The sequence below is a fragment of the Nitrosomonas sp. TNE100 genome, assembly GCF_055387135.1.
Genome location: NZ_AP040997.1, coordinates 582,137 through 596,967, shown reverse-complemented (window position 1 = coordinate 596,967; position 14,831 = coordinate 582,137). Strand labels below are relative to the sequence as shown.

The window sequence follows — 14,831 nt, the reverse complement described above, 5'->3', positions numbered from 1 at the left end:
AAAATGTGCCACATTTACAATCTTTATGACTAACATCCTTTCACAAACTGAAATCCAACTGGGCCGCCAGGGGCGCCTGGTTATTCCCTCAGCCTTCCGGCAAGCACTGGGATTTGAATCCGGTGACCACCTGATTGCCCGCATCGAAAATGGCCGTCTTGTGCTGGAAAAAGCCGAAACAATCAAAAAACGCCTTAAACACCGCTTTGCCCATGTGCCCAAATCCGTCAGTCTGGCCGACGAATTGATCGCTGAACGGCACGAAGAAGCAAAACGGGATGCTGACAGATGACTGTTGTACTGGATGCCTCGGCGCTGCTGGCTTATTTGCAGGATGAACCCGGACACGAGCAAGTTGATGCGCTGCTGGCAGAAGCCTCGATGTCCAGCGTCAACTGGGCAGAAGTCGTGCAGAAATCGGCTGCCGCAGGTGTTGATATTGAAGGAATGCAGCAGGATGTCTGTGCCCTGGGGTTGGTCATTTTGCCTTTTACTGTGGAAGAGGCCGAATATGCCGGACGGCTCTGGCAACAAACCCGGCAGTCGGGCTTGTCCCTGGGCGACCGCGCCTGCTTGAGCCTGGGGTACAGCTTGCAAGCACCGGTACTGACCGCTGATCGAATCTGGACAACACTGGAACTGCCTATCAAAGTTCATTGCCTGCGTTAACCTTTCGATTGTCTATTGTTAATTCGTTATCTGTCGAATCCCGTGTAATTACGTGCCAGCACGCACATAACGATGAAAACTGGAATAAGGCCAGTCCGCACCTTCCACACCCAACTCTGCTTCATCGGATTCCAATGCACGTAATCAATATGCCGCACCAGCAAATCCAGCTTCCGTTCCAACAAGTTAACCGTAAAAAATATGTCCCGCCCGGCACCCGGTAACGTCGATAATCCGGCATAACGCTCCGTCATCGTAGGGCGGATACCCGATAGGGTGATCCGCCAAATCAAAACAAACATCCAATCTCATCATGGCGGAACGCCTATCGGCTTCCGCCCTACGGCCCTCATTTCAACGGTCTATGCCTCAGTCGGAGAGCGGCCAGGCAATAGTCCGCCTGGCGGCATGATGATAATTAAAGGCGTTACAAGACGAGATCCGAAGGCACCCAAAAATTCCAATGCAGCTCCAAGGAATCGGGCCGCAGCGGAGCGACCCGCAGTTGCTGCTCCCGCGCGCAAAGCTGAAAATCCAGTACCAACTGCGGCTCCTACATCCTTAGCCCTATCGCGCAAATCCGATAACGTAACTGGAAGTTGCCTAATTTTGTCCATCGTACTTTGGAAGCCGCTAGTAATTGCGTTGGGTACCAAGCTCAATCTCATTTGATTGAGTTGTGTTGATGCCAGCCTGGCTGCATCACGGCCTGTTTGTAGAGGTATTCCGTCAAGGCGTCCTGAGTTCCCAGTATTTTGTAATTCGGTGACGATACTCTCTGTTTCTTGAGCAAGGGCCAGCAGCTCGCGAGATCGCGCTAGGGCCGGTCGTATGGCGTTTCCAATGTCTCGAGCCGATGCCGGATCTGCTCGCTGTAGCGTCTGAAGAAGCTGCGTGAGCTCGCCTTGGCGAGTAGCTAAGCCGCTCGCAGCCTGTTGCATGCTTTGAAAATGTTGAAATGTTTGCCCAGCCGAACCAGTAAGCTGGGCACCCTGTGCCTCAGCTAACGTGGCTTCAAATGTTCCTCTCAAAAGGCCATGGTGAGTTCCCATGAATTGGATCAGTGCGTCTCCGCGTTGCTGGATCAACTGAGCAAGATCGGCCGGTGTTGCTTGGAACCCATCAGCGTCGATAAACAGAATTGGATTGTTATTTACATATGCAAATAATTGATCGCATGCAACATGTGATGTTCGGTACGATAAGCTTTTGTGCCACCTAGCGCGATCTCGCGATCCTGGGGGCTTACGTGGTGTGAAAGTATTCTCATCTTTCGACCGTTGGGTATCCACGCCTTGCGTGACATCATCTTTCGCCATCCCGCTTCGGAACTTGACTTCTGGTTTCTCTGCTGCACGCGGGTTGCCCATCCAGAGTGGATCGCATGCCGTCCACCTCCCCAGCCAAGGTAAATAATACCTGGCACTGTGGTATTCCAACCCGCTCTCCTCATCCCGCTCCATCCCGGTATAGCGATAGCGTTTCGCCGCCGCTTTGATCGCAGCATTCTTTGCCTGAAACGCCGTCGTACCATAAGGATGATATTCCTCGTAACTGATCACCTGAGCGGCATTGTCCAGTTCCAGCGCTGCTGAACCCAGGTGGTTATGCAACTGATAACGCACGGTTTGTTCAGGATCAGTACGGCCTGACGGAACCCCTAGAATGATCTTTGGCCGGGTTTCGGTATCGATCATCACAAAGCGGTGCTGCTGATCCATCAGGCTCAGGCTGGTCCGCTCCAAACCCGCATCAGGGCCACTGTGCTGTTTGTAGCGTTCATAGCCGGCGATATAGATGCGCTCATCCTTCAAGGCTGGTGTATTACCCGGATTCACGGACAGCTCGGTAAGCTTGCGGATGCGCTGGCCCTGGCTGTCGTACTGGTAATAAGTAGTTTCCGGCGTGCCGCCATCCAGGCGGCGCTGGCGGATGGTTCTGATCAGCTCTTCCCTGAAATTCCAGCCGATGTCTTCCAGATGCGGCATGGCGGTCATATAGCCGTGCTGGGTATGGTGCGGATACTGATAGGTATGGGCGCCAATCTGGGTACTGATCAGGCGGTTGTTGCTGCCCTGATAGTTGTAGTTTCGCACCCAGGCATTGCCGGGAGCCTGGTGCTTCATCTGCAGGATGTTGCCGACTGCGTCGTACTGGTAGCTTTGCGTGTAGTTGCGCATCGCCATCGGGTCGCCGGGGTTCAGTTGCTGTAAATAAGCCGCATCGTTCCAGTTATCCTGGCTGTCGAATGCCAAGATTTGGTTATTCTCTCGCCCACTAGCGGTTTCCAGGCGATACAAAGCATCGTAGGCATATTGCGCAATACTGGTGATTTTCTGGTTATCAAAAAATACCACCGGGCTGTTTTTGTCTTCGATATGCGTGATATTGCCGACCGGATCAAACGTATAGCGCCAGTCCTGCAGCGGATCGTTGTTTTGCCGCCTGGTCTCAAGCCGAATCAGGCGGAAGGTTTCTTCATCGTAAGTGAATTCGGTGATGACATCGTTGCCGTACACAATCTTGTTGCGCTGGCCTTTTTCGTTGTAGTCGATGTCTTTTATATAGATGGAATTTGTGGGCAAATGCGGGTGTTTAACAGTTTCTGCATTCAGCAAGCCGGCTCCATTGTAGGAAGGGGTAATGATGCTGCCATCCGGTGCGATTTGCTGGCTGATTCGCCCCAGGGCATCGGTTTCGGTACTGAAAGTAAAGCTGTCAGCTTCCAGATCATTGAGCAGATTGGCATCTACCCAGTTGACCACTTCCTTGTAATGTTTAAACAACTTACGGATAGTTGAAGTGGCCTGACCTTTGAAATCGTACTCCGGGAGGAGTGTCACGCCGCCGGTATCGTAATGTTTGATAATTTGCCCGCGCAGATTTTTCGATTCCGGGGCGGGCTCGTCTTCACCGTAGAAAATCCGCTCGAAGATATGGTTCAGTACCACGCCGTCATCGCCACCGATCACCTTACTCTGCGTGGGTCGGTGCAAGGTATCGTAATAATATTGGAATTCATGGTTACGTTCGTCCCAGGTGCGCAGCGGATTGCCCAGTACGTTGATCAGCAGCCAGCGCTGTCCGGCATCCATACTGTTCTGGTATACCTTGTTACCGAGCAGGTCATATTTGTACTGCATCACAACATTACCGCGTGCATCGGTCACTTTGCGCAGATTGCCTTCGATATCGAGATCGGCTCGGGTGAAATAATATTCATCCGCACCGTTGCTGATGCTGCGGTTATGTTCAACCGAAAGGATCGGCCTGCCCGAGGTATCGAAATGCTGGGTGGTCGGTGTATTGGCGTGTCTGGCCGCTTGCTCGGCAGCGAATTTTTCCTTGTCCGGATCTTTGCCTGCGGCAAGCAGTTCTGCATCGATCAGGTGAGTGCTGCGGTTTTTATACCAGTCTGATTCCAGCACGGTATCGTTGGGGTCGAAGATGACCTGTTTCCATGAATCGAATTCGGTACGGGACAAGGTACCGTCCGGCAGTTTGGTTTTGATCAGCCGTCCGGGCGCATCGTAGTACATCAACGGTGTGACGCCGGACTCGACCAGTTCCTTCAGATCTTCGAATTGATGCGTCACCGAAAAATAGGGTTCATATTGCTTGACGGCATTGCCTTTGTTATTCAGCACTGTGCGGCCATTGCCGATCCAGCGCAGTTGTCTGGGGTTGAGTGCGCTGGTATCGATGTCGGTGAGGGTGTAACTGCTATCGGGGTTGATAATGACTTGTGTTGCTATGCCCGGCTCAGCCTGGGCTTTTTTCATGACAACCTGACCAAGACCGTTGGAGTATTCAAAACTGAGCTGAACCGGGGAATCGTTATTTTTCTGAAAATGCTCTTCCCGCAGGATCGACGCCACCACGGCCGGTTTGCCGGAGTTTTTGTAAGTGTCCAGATCGTAAACAAAGCGAGCGGTGGCATGCTGCAACAGATTTTTGGCGTGCGTGACCAATACATCCGAACCGGGTGCCTGGAAGAAATCATCGATTAATATTTGCTCGGCACCATCAGTAAATTCATTCAGCCCATTCAGATCATCCGCTTCGTTACCTTTGCCGAAGATCGCCAAGGCTTTAACGAAACCCAGTTCATCAACCAGTACCTCTGAAAAGTTACCGTTGGCATCCCGCATACGTCGGGGGGATAAAGTGCGAAAATTGAATTGATCGACCTTTTGCTTATTGCCAAGAGTGTCTTCAATTTCCTCAATCAACAGGAAATAGCTGCTGTAATAGCGCACTTTTGTTTTAGCACCAAAAGGATCGACATACGAAATCGGTATATAGAAACGATTCTGAGCATCGAGTGCGTTTTCGGTGGCTTCAATGTATTGCGTCGTGCCAGAACGTATCCACCAGTTGCCATCTCCGCCAAACTGGGTGAACTTGCCCTCGAGCATCAGAGAACTATCTGCCTTATCTCCATAAATATCGCTCAGTAAGTCGGGCGTATAAGCCAGTTGATAGCTTTCAAACAGTAACGCCAGTGATTCCAGGGTATGCAGAGGCAACGGCGCAGTCAGATTGTTGCCGCGATACAGTGTACAAACATGTTCAATCAACCGTTTTTGTAGCATCCCTGTTGCCAGGCTGCTGGCAAGTTGATGGTATTCAAGTGAGGTAGCGGTATCAAGGATAGATTCAAAATCGCTAATCGCATATAAACCACCGGATTTAGCCGCATTTCTTATCTCGTAGGTAATCGTTTCCGAAGGCAGTCTGAGCCGGTATGCTTCCGCTGTATTGATGTCGCTGGTAAAACGGTTTTGGGTATAAATGATCAAGGTCTGGTTTTGCGCTTGCCGGGTAACTAACGGTAAAGCGATATCGGCTTTTAACCGTGGATAGACAATCGAGGCTGATTCCAGAACATTGCCGTACTCATCCAGTTTGATATTCAGTGTATGCGCGATACGCGGATCATCGGTTCGCCGTTCATAACTGTAGGTAATTACTTCACTTTCCTTGACGACAAAAATGGCGTAAGGATTTTGCCCTTTCGGTTGTAACAGCTCGATGACGCAGTTATGAGTAGCAACCGAATAGGGTGTCAAGACTTTTTGCAGTTGTTCCGGTGCTGGATTATCCAGAGGCGCATCATTTGCAAAGATCTCGGAGCGTAAACTCATACCTTTACAGGCTCGTAACGCTTCTCGCCATTCATCGAAGCCGAGGTAAGCCAGCAGAGAATCATCCAGGCCGGGTGCCGCAATCAATCTGGCATCCTGCAAAGGTATTTCGAGGTTCACGGCATCAAAGCCCTGCCGCCGCATCTCTGCATACCAGTAATCCTCGGCAAACTGGCCAAGAATTTTTTCTCTCTTTAAGAATGCACCAGTATGAAACCAGGTTTTAGTCACGACCGGTTGCTGATGCAGGGTTTGGTCAACAATATTCGAAGCATTACCTTTCACCCAATGCTCGAAATCCTCACTGTCGATTTGCTCAACCATGCCGAAACCACGAAACTCCCGCTCGGCATGATCGTAATAACCGTGATGGTATTTGTACGAACTGACAAAACGGTAACCGGAAATCCGATCTCTGGTTTCAGTTCTGGAAAGACACTGAACCGGGAAATGCAGTTTGGTAATCCACGGCTTGCCAGCCTGTTTATCTTCCAGATAAAACCGGGTTGAGGATGTATATTCCAGAGAAACTTCCTTGCCCAGATTATTTTTATAGCCGGTCATTACATGTGGCTTTTTACTGTCCATCAGGTCGATATACCGTAACGGTGATTGACAGTCTTTAGTCAAACGGCTCGACCAAACGATGCAGGCAATACCATTACCAAGCAAATCAGTAATCGTCACTTTAGCCTGATCATGGATTTCCGGAAAACTGGCAATTTCGAACGGCACAGTACCAAAAGCATTGCCGCTCAAGTTCATCCAGCAACTGAATTCATTCTTGCCCAGATAAATGATGTCGGTCGTACCCGAACTGTCGATGTCTGCCAGGCGTATAAACGCCGGGTTAAATGCATCAGGACAATCAAATTCCGGCGCATTGTCCATCGCAACTTTGGAGCCGAATTTGCCATAACCCAGGTTAGGCCAGTAGCAGACCTCCTTGTTACGGATCCTTACGATGTCCGTCAAGCCGTCGCCCGACATATCGGCAAGAAAGATCGTTTGTCTGGTGTCAGCAAAGACAATGTGCGGGCCAGTTTCTTCGTCGCAGGGCTTTATGGTTTTGCATGCAGGCCGGTAACCCTTTCTTCCAGCTGATTCATACCATGTAAATACCTGATCCTCTGTAATCAACACATCCGCTTTGCCGTCACCATTTAAATCCAGCATCCGGGCATTGGTGTCACTCAAATTGATATTGGCAATCTGTTCAAAATAACGAAAAGATTGCCACTCTTCCTCATCACTCAATTCAAAATAGCCCTTTGGCGTCTGGCTGAGATTGACTAACTGCTTACCTCCATCTGCATCTAAATCCAGCAGTTGCAGCTCAGAATTTAATCCTGTAAATGAAGGTTCAGGTGAAATGAGTCTGGCCGATGCAAACTTACCCTGACCCAGGTTGTGTTTGTAATACCAGCCACCTGCCTGCTCGGTCAGGATGCCGGAAAGCCCTTCATTAAATAAGTCGGTAAAGAGATATTCCTGCTCATCCAGACCAATGAGATCATGGGCCAGATCTTCAAGCGAAATAGCTTTAACTTCGCTGTTCCATGCATGTTTCTGATAGAAAAATTCGGTTGCTGGCAGACTTTTTGAGCTGTAACTTCCGTCAGTTTTTTTGATATAGCCAACAGGGGTAATGGACCGAAGAAAGATGAAACCTTGCTGATGATTACCCTCGTATTCAAAATCAAGTGATTTTACTAATGCCGAGCCACCAGGCAGCTCACTGAAGCAGTGGAATAGCAGCACCTTCTTGCAAAGTCGGGTTGTTCGTATTTCAAAACCGGACTTGTAATCGGAAAAAGCATCAGGGCGGAATAACCAGTCCTTTACCGGATTGAAGGATGATGCAGAATCATATTCGCCATAATCAAATACAGTCTGAAACAGGTAATCTGCTTCTGGCAGGAATGGGGTGTTGAATTTGGTATAGGGTGTTTTATTCCCGTAAAGTACCTTTGCCAAATAGAGATTGGTGTAAGTCAGCTTACCGCTTTTTATCCGGTTGTTATTTTGTATCAGACTGGTATCGAGACCTTTACTGTCTTCCTTTTTATAGAAGTAGTGACTACAGTTGCCTTTATCATCAAAAGTGAATTCCGGTAACCATTCATAAATTTTATTGTTATCGCCAGGATCGACAATGACAGAGTTATTACTCCAGCCAAATAAAGTCGTAACGTTATCTTTGGTAATAACCCGCCATTTTATGCGGCTACCGGTTTTATCCTGCCAGCGCTCGATACGTGCAAACAGACCTTCGATACGCGGCCGGTAATAATGAATCAAGTACAGTTGATCAGGTGATAGAGCTTCCTTAATTACATAGCTGCCTGTACTGTCTCTCTGAAAACTGCCATCCGGATTCTTCGCAAACTCCGGAACCAGATCTTCTGCTTCTGAAAACAAGAAAATATCGGAATCAATATTATCGAGATATTGCGGGAGTTTTTTGTCTGACTTTCGTTTGATTGAGCTTAATGACAACCGCCATCCCAAGCCAAACACACTGTTACCAGCGCCGGAATCATAGGCAAGAGATAAGTTTGGAGAACTTCCGCGAGCGGGAGAAAAAGGCAAGGGGATTGAAAAACTGGCGGTACCATTGACAGGATTTACTGAAAATTTCTCGTCTATCCCTTTAATGGCACCACCACCCCCTGGCAGCTCGACTGCAGGTATGGAGATAGCGTTCGACTTTGTTTTTCCCCGCTCTACGCTGAGGAATTCATCTGGCGCTTTCTTTTCCTCTGATTTTGTCTTCATGGCAGAAAAAAGATAAATACAACCGACTTTCGTAAAATCTGCGCTTACCTTTTAAAAATATTAATCCTTGTAATTCAAAAAATCCATACGTCATTGAGATTTTTCAAGAAACTCACACAGACTTAACGACAAGCACAAATCAAGCTTCTCCAAGTTTGTTGAGCATAAGTACGGATACAAACAAAATCTTGACAGCATCCTATTCTCGGGTAGTGTAGCGATCAATAATCACTAGAAATTCATGGAGAAAGCCATGTCCGAGTTTGTTTTGCTCCTGTTTGTCGCGTTGCTTGTCCTCATCGTGGCATTATTCACGGTGCCGTTTCTACGCCGCAACATTGTCTCCAACCTTGCCTTGAGAGTTTTTCGCAAGCTGTTGCCACAAATTTCCCAAACCGAGCAGGAGGCGCTCGACGCCGGTACAGTTTGGTGGGAAGGTGAACTCTTCAGCGGCAAACCAAATTGGGGCAAGCTGCTGGCCTATCCCAAACCAACTTTGAGTACGGAGGAACAGGCTTTTCTCGATGGCCCCGTTGAGCAGTTATGTGCCATGCTGGATGAATGGCATATCACGCATGAACGGCATGATCTTCCGCCTGATGTCTGGCAATTTATCCGGGGAAACCGCTTTTTTGCACTGATTATTCCCAAGGAATACGGTGGGCTCGGCTTTTCTGCACTGGCACATTCAGAAGTGGTGATGAAAATCAGTTCGCGCAGCAACACCGCAGCGGTTACGGTGATGGTGCCCAACTCACTCGGTCCGGCCGAGTTATTGCTGCATTACGGAACGGAAGAGCAGAAAAATCATTATTTGCCGCGCTTGGCCAATGGTACCGAAATCCCCTGCTTTGCATTGACCGGGCCGGAAGCCGGTTCGGATGCCGGATCCATTCCGGATGCCGGCATCGTCTGCCGCGCTGAGTTTGATGGTCAGCCGGATGTACTGGGAATACGCATCAACTGGGAAAAACGCTATATCACGCTGGGGCCGGTTGCCACCTTGCTGGGGCTCGCATTCAGACTATATGATCCGGATGGATTGCTTGGCGGTGAAAAGGATATCGGCATTACGCTGGCACTGATTCCGACCAATACACCGGGGATTGATATTGGTCGCAGACATTTTCCCCTGAATGGTGTTTTCCAGAATGGGCCCAATTCCGGCAAGGATGTTTTCATTCCCATGGACTGGATCATTGGTGGACAGGAAAAAGCAGGACAAGGCTGGCGCATGCTGATGAACAGTCTTTCCGTCGGCCGATCGATTTCGCTGCCGGCCACCAGTGTCGGTGCAGCCAAGTTATCTGCCTGGAGCAGCGGTGCCTATGGTCGGGTACGCGTACAATTCAGATTGCCAATTGGTTATTTCGAGGGGGTGGAGGAAGCACTTGCCCGCATCGCCGGCAACACCTATATGATGGATGCCGCACGCGTCATGACTGCCGGTGCAGTTGATCTAGGCGAGGAGCCTTCGGTCATTTCAGCAATCGTCAAATATCATCTGACCGAACGCAGCCGCCAGGCGATTAACGATGCCATGGATATTCACGGCGGCAAGGGAATTTGTCTGGGGCCCTCCAATTATCTGGCACGCACCTATCAGCAGACACCGGTGGGAATCACCGTAGAAGGTGCCAATATCCTGACACGCAACATGATCATCTTTGGACAAGGTGCTATCCGTGCCCATCCTTTCACGCTGCAGGAAATCAGCGCAGCTTGGGATCAAGACAGGAAGCGCAGTCTGCAAGCGTTTGATAAGGCATTGATCGGACACGTAGCCTTTACCTTGCGCAATGCATTCTGCAGTCTGATTTTTGGTTTCAGTCTGCGATTGATCAAAGAAGTGCCGGCAAATGCAGCCAGTGAAACTGTCAATTACTACCGACAGCTGACACGTTTCTCTGCTTCCTTTGCGCTGCTAACGGATGTTGCCATGCTGAAGCTGGGTGGCACACTCAAGCGGCGTGAACGTCTTTCCGCACGTCTGGGCGATGTGCTCAGCCAGTTGTATCTTTGTTCAGCCACGCTTAAACGTTTTGAGGATGATGGCCGCCCTGCTGCCGATCTGCCATTTTTACACTGGTCCATGCAGGATGCACTCTACCGTATGCAGCAAGCACTCCATGAATTCCTGCTTAATTTCCCGGTCAGCAAAGTCACGCGGTGCCTGTTGCGACTCATGGTCTTTCCGCGCGGCATGCGCTGCCAGCTGCCTTCTGATACGCTTTCACATCAAGTCGCCCGACTTATTCTGACCCCTGGAGAAGCACGTGATCGCCTGACAATGGGAATTTACCTGCCAGCTGACAAGGATGATCCCCTGGCATTACTCGGGCAAGCCATGGTTAGCGCCATCTCCTGCGAACCAATTGAAGCCAGACTTAGGCAAGCAGTCAAAGATAAAACCCTGACTACCCACGAAGATGAACAAATCAATCAGGCGCTGGCGCAAGGCATTATCAGCGATAGAGAAGCTACTTTACTGGCAGAAATGAAAGACTTGCGCCGCCGCGTCATCATGGTGGATGATTTCTCACCTGATTTGCAGCAGGCGGGTAATCCACAAGGAGAAATTCCGGCATGAATCATATAACTGCCGCCACACCATCCCGGAACATGGACGTGATCCCCGTTGAAACGGCCCGGACGCTTGATGGGTTGTTCCAAGAACGGGTCAGACGCACCCCCCACACAACCGCCTATCGTGACTACGATGTCAGCCAGGAAGCCTGGCTGGATTACACATGGGATGATATGGCCAGCGCTGTTAAACTCTGGCGGACTGCATTTTCCCGGGAAAATCTCTCTCCTGGCGATCGGGTGGCCATCATGGTGCGTAATTGCCCGCAATGGGTCATGTTTGAACAGGCAGCACTTGGGTTGGGATTGGTGGTCGTACCGCTTTATATCGAGGATCGGGCTGAGAATGCCGCCTGGTGTCTGGATAATGCAGGTGCCAGTCTGCTGCTACTGGAGAACATGGCGCGGTGGGAGGCATTTAGCCAAGTTGCCGGGCAACTTGGCCAACTGAAGCGCATCGTCATTATGAGCACTACTTCACAAGACGTGCATCTGACAGGTCATCAACGCGCCATCGCATTGCGGGACTGGCTGCCGGAGAAACCGGAGAATAGTCCACTCGCTGAGAATCAGCCTGATTCCCTGGCCACCATTATTTACACTTCCGGTACAACTGGTCGCCCGAAAGGAGTAATGCTGAGCCATCACAATATTTTGTCCAATGCCCATGCTTGTGCACAGATTGTTACGGTGACGCCGGATGATATATTGTTGTCGTTTTTGCCGCTGTCCCACACTTTTGAGCGCACAGCCGGCTACTACACTCCCATGCTATGTGGCGCAACAATCGCCTATGCACGTTCCACTCGCCAGTTATCGGAAGATCTCTTGATCATCCGGCCCACCATTTTGATTTCAGTACCCAGAATTTACGAGAGAATCTATGTGGGAATCCAGGAAAAACTGGCCGAAGGCTCTGCAGTGGCCAGACTGTTATTCAAGCTGGCTGTCGATGTGGGATACAGCCGTTTTGAATATCAGCAGGGGCGTACTGGCTGGCGGATTTCACACCTGCTGTGGCCACTGCTTGATCGATTGATCGCCCGCAAGGTGATGGAAAAACTGGGCGGACGGCTGTGGCAAGTAATGAGTGGAGGCGCAGCATTATCGCCAGAAGTTTCGCATACTTTTATCGCACTGGGATTACCTATCCTGCAAGGTTACGGGCTGACCGAAACCAGCCCGGTCGTCTGCGCCAACCGGTTGAACGATAATGTCCCGGCCAGCGTCGGTAAACCTATTCCCGGAGTGGAGGTCAAGCTGGGCGAGCAGAATGCCTTGCTGATTCGCGGTCCCAACGTCATGCTGGGTTACTGGAACAATCCGAAAGCCACCAGTGCCATCTTATCTGCAGATGGATGGCTTGATTCCGGAGATACCGCACAGATCGACGAACAGGGAAGAATCACCATTACCGGCCGGCTAAAGGATATTATCGTCACGTCCACCGGTGAGAAAATACCGCCAGCTGACATGGAAGCGGCCATTTTGCATGATCCGATCTTCGAACAGGTCATGATTATTGGAGAAGGACGTTCCTATTTGAGCGCGCTGGTTGTCCTGAGCAAGCATGGATGGGAAGTCGTTGCTACGCACTGCAATACAAAAAATGATCCGCATGCACTGGCTTATGATGAATATGCTGAAGAAATCATTCTGGAAAAAATCGCCCAGCAGATCAGCGGCTTCCCAGGCTACGCCAAAGTTCACCGTGCACTGCTTATTCCTGAACCCTGGACGGTAGAGAATGAAATGCTCACTCCCACTCTCAAATTAAAACGAAAAAATATTTATAAACACTACCAGGCCGAAATTGACAAGCTTTATGTCAGCCATTAAGTGTTCAGTCTTGGATGATTATAGATAAAGCCTGTTTACCCACCACTCCTAGCGTGAGCTACAGCCACTCACGCTAATCTTTACCCCGTTTTACCATCCCATACGTGAAGCAGAGAGTGGGATATCTGCATGTTCCCATGCTTTTTGGAAACGGGCCTTGATCACATCTGCTTCTACTGTTTTGTTTTGAGCACGTAAAGCTTGCTGCAAACCAAACAGTGCCCAACCATTATCGCGGTTGCGCCGCAGATCTTCCCAGTATACGGTCTCCGCTTCATCGGGACGATCTGCTTCCAGTAGAATCGCTCCTAATGCCAACCGTGGTGGATAATGCCATTCAGCAGGTTCTGTATAGACTAGGCCATCCTCAAGTCGGACTGCCCGTTCCAGGTGGGCAATGGCGACATCAAGTTTTCCATGTGCAGCGGCGAGTTCGCCTGCCAGTACTTCAGGGGCGATTCGCAATACGTTGTACGCCGTATTTTGAGAAAGCAACGGGGTATTAAGTGAAGGATCTTTTACAATTTTGTGCAATTGCGCTAATTCCATCCCGGCCTGTTGTAATTGTCCCATCGCTATATAGGCCAGGCCACGCACGTAATGCCAGCTTCCTGTGAGAAAGGCGTTATCCGCAGGCGGAGCCGGTTCAGCAAGTACGCTTTGCCATTGGCCAAATCGGGCAAGTGTCCAGTAAGGTAAGACCCGGAAAATTGCAGTAAAAGGCATTTGACTCAGTAACTTATCATCCACTTTACTGGCCGCGTCACGAGCACTTTTAAGTGCCAGTGCATACTGACCGCTAGCTGAAGCCGCGAACCAGAGGAAATGAATGTTATGTGGATAGTACACCACCGGGTACAGCCCTTGCGCCTTGAACTGTGCGATATATTCCTCATCCGCCTTGATCGCCATCTGATTACTTTTTACAGCATCTGCATAGCGGCCTACACGTTGATAGATATGTGAAGCCATGTGAATCATGTGTCCGGCTTGTGGCATCAGTGTCAGCAATTTATCCGCTGCCTGTTCAGCTCGTTCTGGATTGGAGGTGGGCTCCATCAGATGAATATACATGTGCAGCGCCCCCGGATGGTTCGGGTAGCGACGCAACATATCTTCAGTCAAGGCGACAATTTCATTTGTCCCTTCAAACGGGTAACCATCCCGCATCCAGTAGCCCCAAGGGCGAAGATCCATGGTAGATTCTACATACAGCATGGCAATATCCGGATCATCCGGGAACTGATGATGCACCTCACGCATGGCATCCGCATACGCTTTATCGTTGACTTTACGTGCTTCGGCCATGCCTGAATAGCGTTTTTCCAGTGCTTGTATCAGTGCCTGCTCTTTCGGCGACGCTGTGGTCATGAGTGATTTAGCCTGATTGATCAGCTTCACCGCCAACGGTTCTTCACCGGCATCCATTGCTGCATTGATATTGGGGCCCAGCACCAGTGCTTGTCCCCAATAGGCCATTGCCAGCCCGGGATCCAGGCGGGCTGCCTCCTTGAATGCACGACCGGCTTCCGCATGATTGAAGCCGTAGGCAAGATTAATTCCCTGATTGATGAATTGTTGCGCCAGCTTGTTTTGTGTACTGACCGGGAAGGTATGTGTGCCGAGATTCAGGAGTGCCGAGGCTTGCCGTTCGTCCGCCAGCGATTCATCCGTCGTCGGTACAGCAGATTCCTGTCCGTATGTGGCAGGCATCTCGTTGCCGCCATGACCGGTATGCGCAAATGCACTGGGAATCCCGGCAACTGTCAGCATACAGCCGACCAATATGAATTTTGAAATAGGCATGTGAGT

The 14,831-nt window shown here is 50.1% G+C and carries 7 protein-coding genes; 4 read left to right on the top strand and 3 right to left on the bottom strand.

Features of this window, described 5'->3' with window-relative positions; translation table 11 throughout:
• Positions 1 to 25 precede the first annotated feature (25 nt).
• Positions 26 to 292 carry an AbrB/MazE/SpoVT family DNA-binding domain-containing protein gene (locus ACZ5EJ_RS02970; RefSeq protein WP_074455521.1) on the top strand — a complete coding sequence of 89 codons (267 nt, stop codon included), beginning with the start codon at positions 26 to 28 and terminating at the stop codon, positions 290 to 292.
• Positions 289 to 669, top strand: a complete 381-nt coding sequence (locus ACZ5EJ_RS02965; protein ID WP_464557407.1) for a PIN domain-containing protein — start codon at positions 289 to 291, stop codon at positions 667 to 669. Before ACZ5EJ_RS02970 ends, ACZ5EJ_RS02965 begins: the two co-directional genes overlap by 4 nt.
• Before the next feature lie 26 nt (positions 670 to 695).
• On the opposite strand, the gene ACZ5EJ_RS02960 is transcribed toward ACZ5EJ_RS02965, so the two are convergent.
• A complete protein-coding gene (locus ACZ5EJ_RS02960) occupies positions 696 to 971 on the bottom strand; it encodes a hypothetical protein (RefSeq protein WP_464557406.1) in 276 nt (91 codons plus the stop codon).
• A gap of 60 nt (positions 972 to 1,031) precedes the next feature.
• A complete protein-coding gene (locus tag ACZ5EJ_RS02955) occupies positions 1,032 to 8,594 on the bottom strand; it encodes a SpvB/TcaC N-terminal domain-containing protein (RefSeq protein WP_464557404.1) in 7,563 nt (2,520 codons plus the stop codon).
• Positions 8,595 to 8,847: 253 nt separating this feature from the next.
• On the opposite strand from ACZ5EJ_RS02955, the gene ACZ5EJ_RS02950 reads away from it, so the two are divergent.
• Both ACZ5EJ_RS02950 and ACZ5EJ_RS02945 read left to right on the top strand, forming a co-directional pair.
• Positions 8,848 to 11,184: an acyl-CoA dehydrogenase gene (locus ACZ5EJ_RS02950; protein ID WP_074455498.1), complete on the top strand. Its 2,337-nt coding sequence runs from the start codon at positions 8,848 to 8,850 to the stop codon at positions 11,182 to 11,184.
• A complete protein-coding gene (locus ACZ5EJ_RS02945) occupies positions 11,181 to 13,019 on the top strand; it encodes an AMP-dependent synthetase/ligase (protein ID WP_074455497.1) in 1,839 nt (612 codons plus the stop codon). Before ACZ5EJ_RS02950 ends, ACZ5EJ_RS02945 begins: the two co-directional genes overlap by 4 nt.
• A 90-nt stretch (positions 13,020 to 13,109) precedes the next feature.
• On the opposite strand, the gene ACZ5EJ_RS02940 is transcribed toward ACZ5EJ_RS02945, so the two are convergent.
• Positions 13,110 to 14,825 carry a tetratricopeptide repeat protein gene (locus ACZ5EJ_RS02940; RefSeq protein ID WP_074455496.1) on the bottom strand — a complete coding sequence of 572 codons (1,716 nt, stop codon included), beginning with the start codon at positions 14,823 to 14,825 and terminating at the stop codon, positions 13,110 to 13,112.
• Positions 14,826 to 14,831 lie beyond the last annotated feature (6 nt).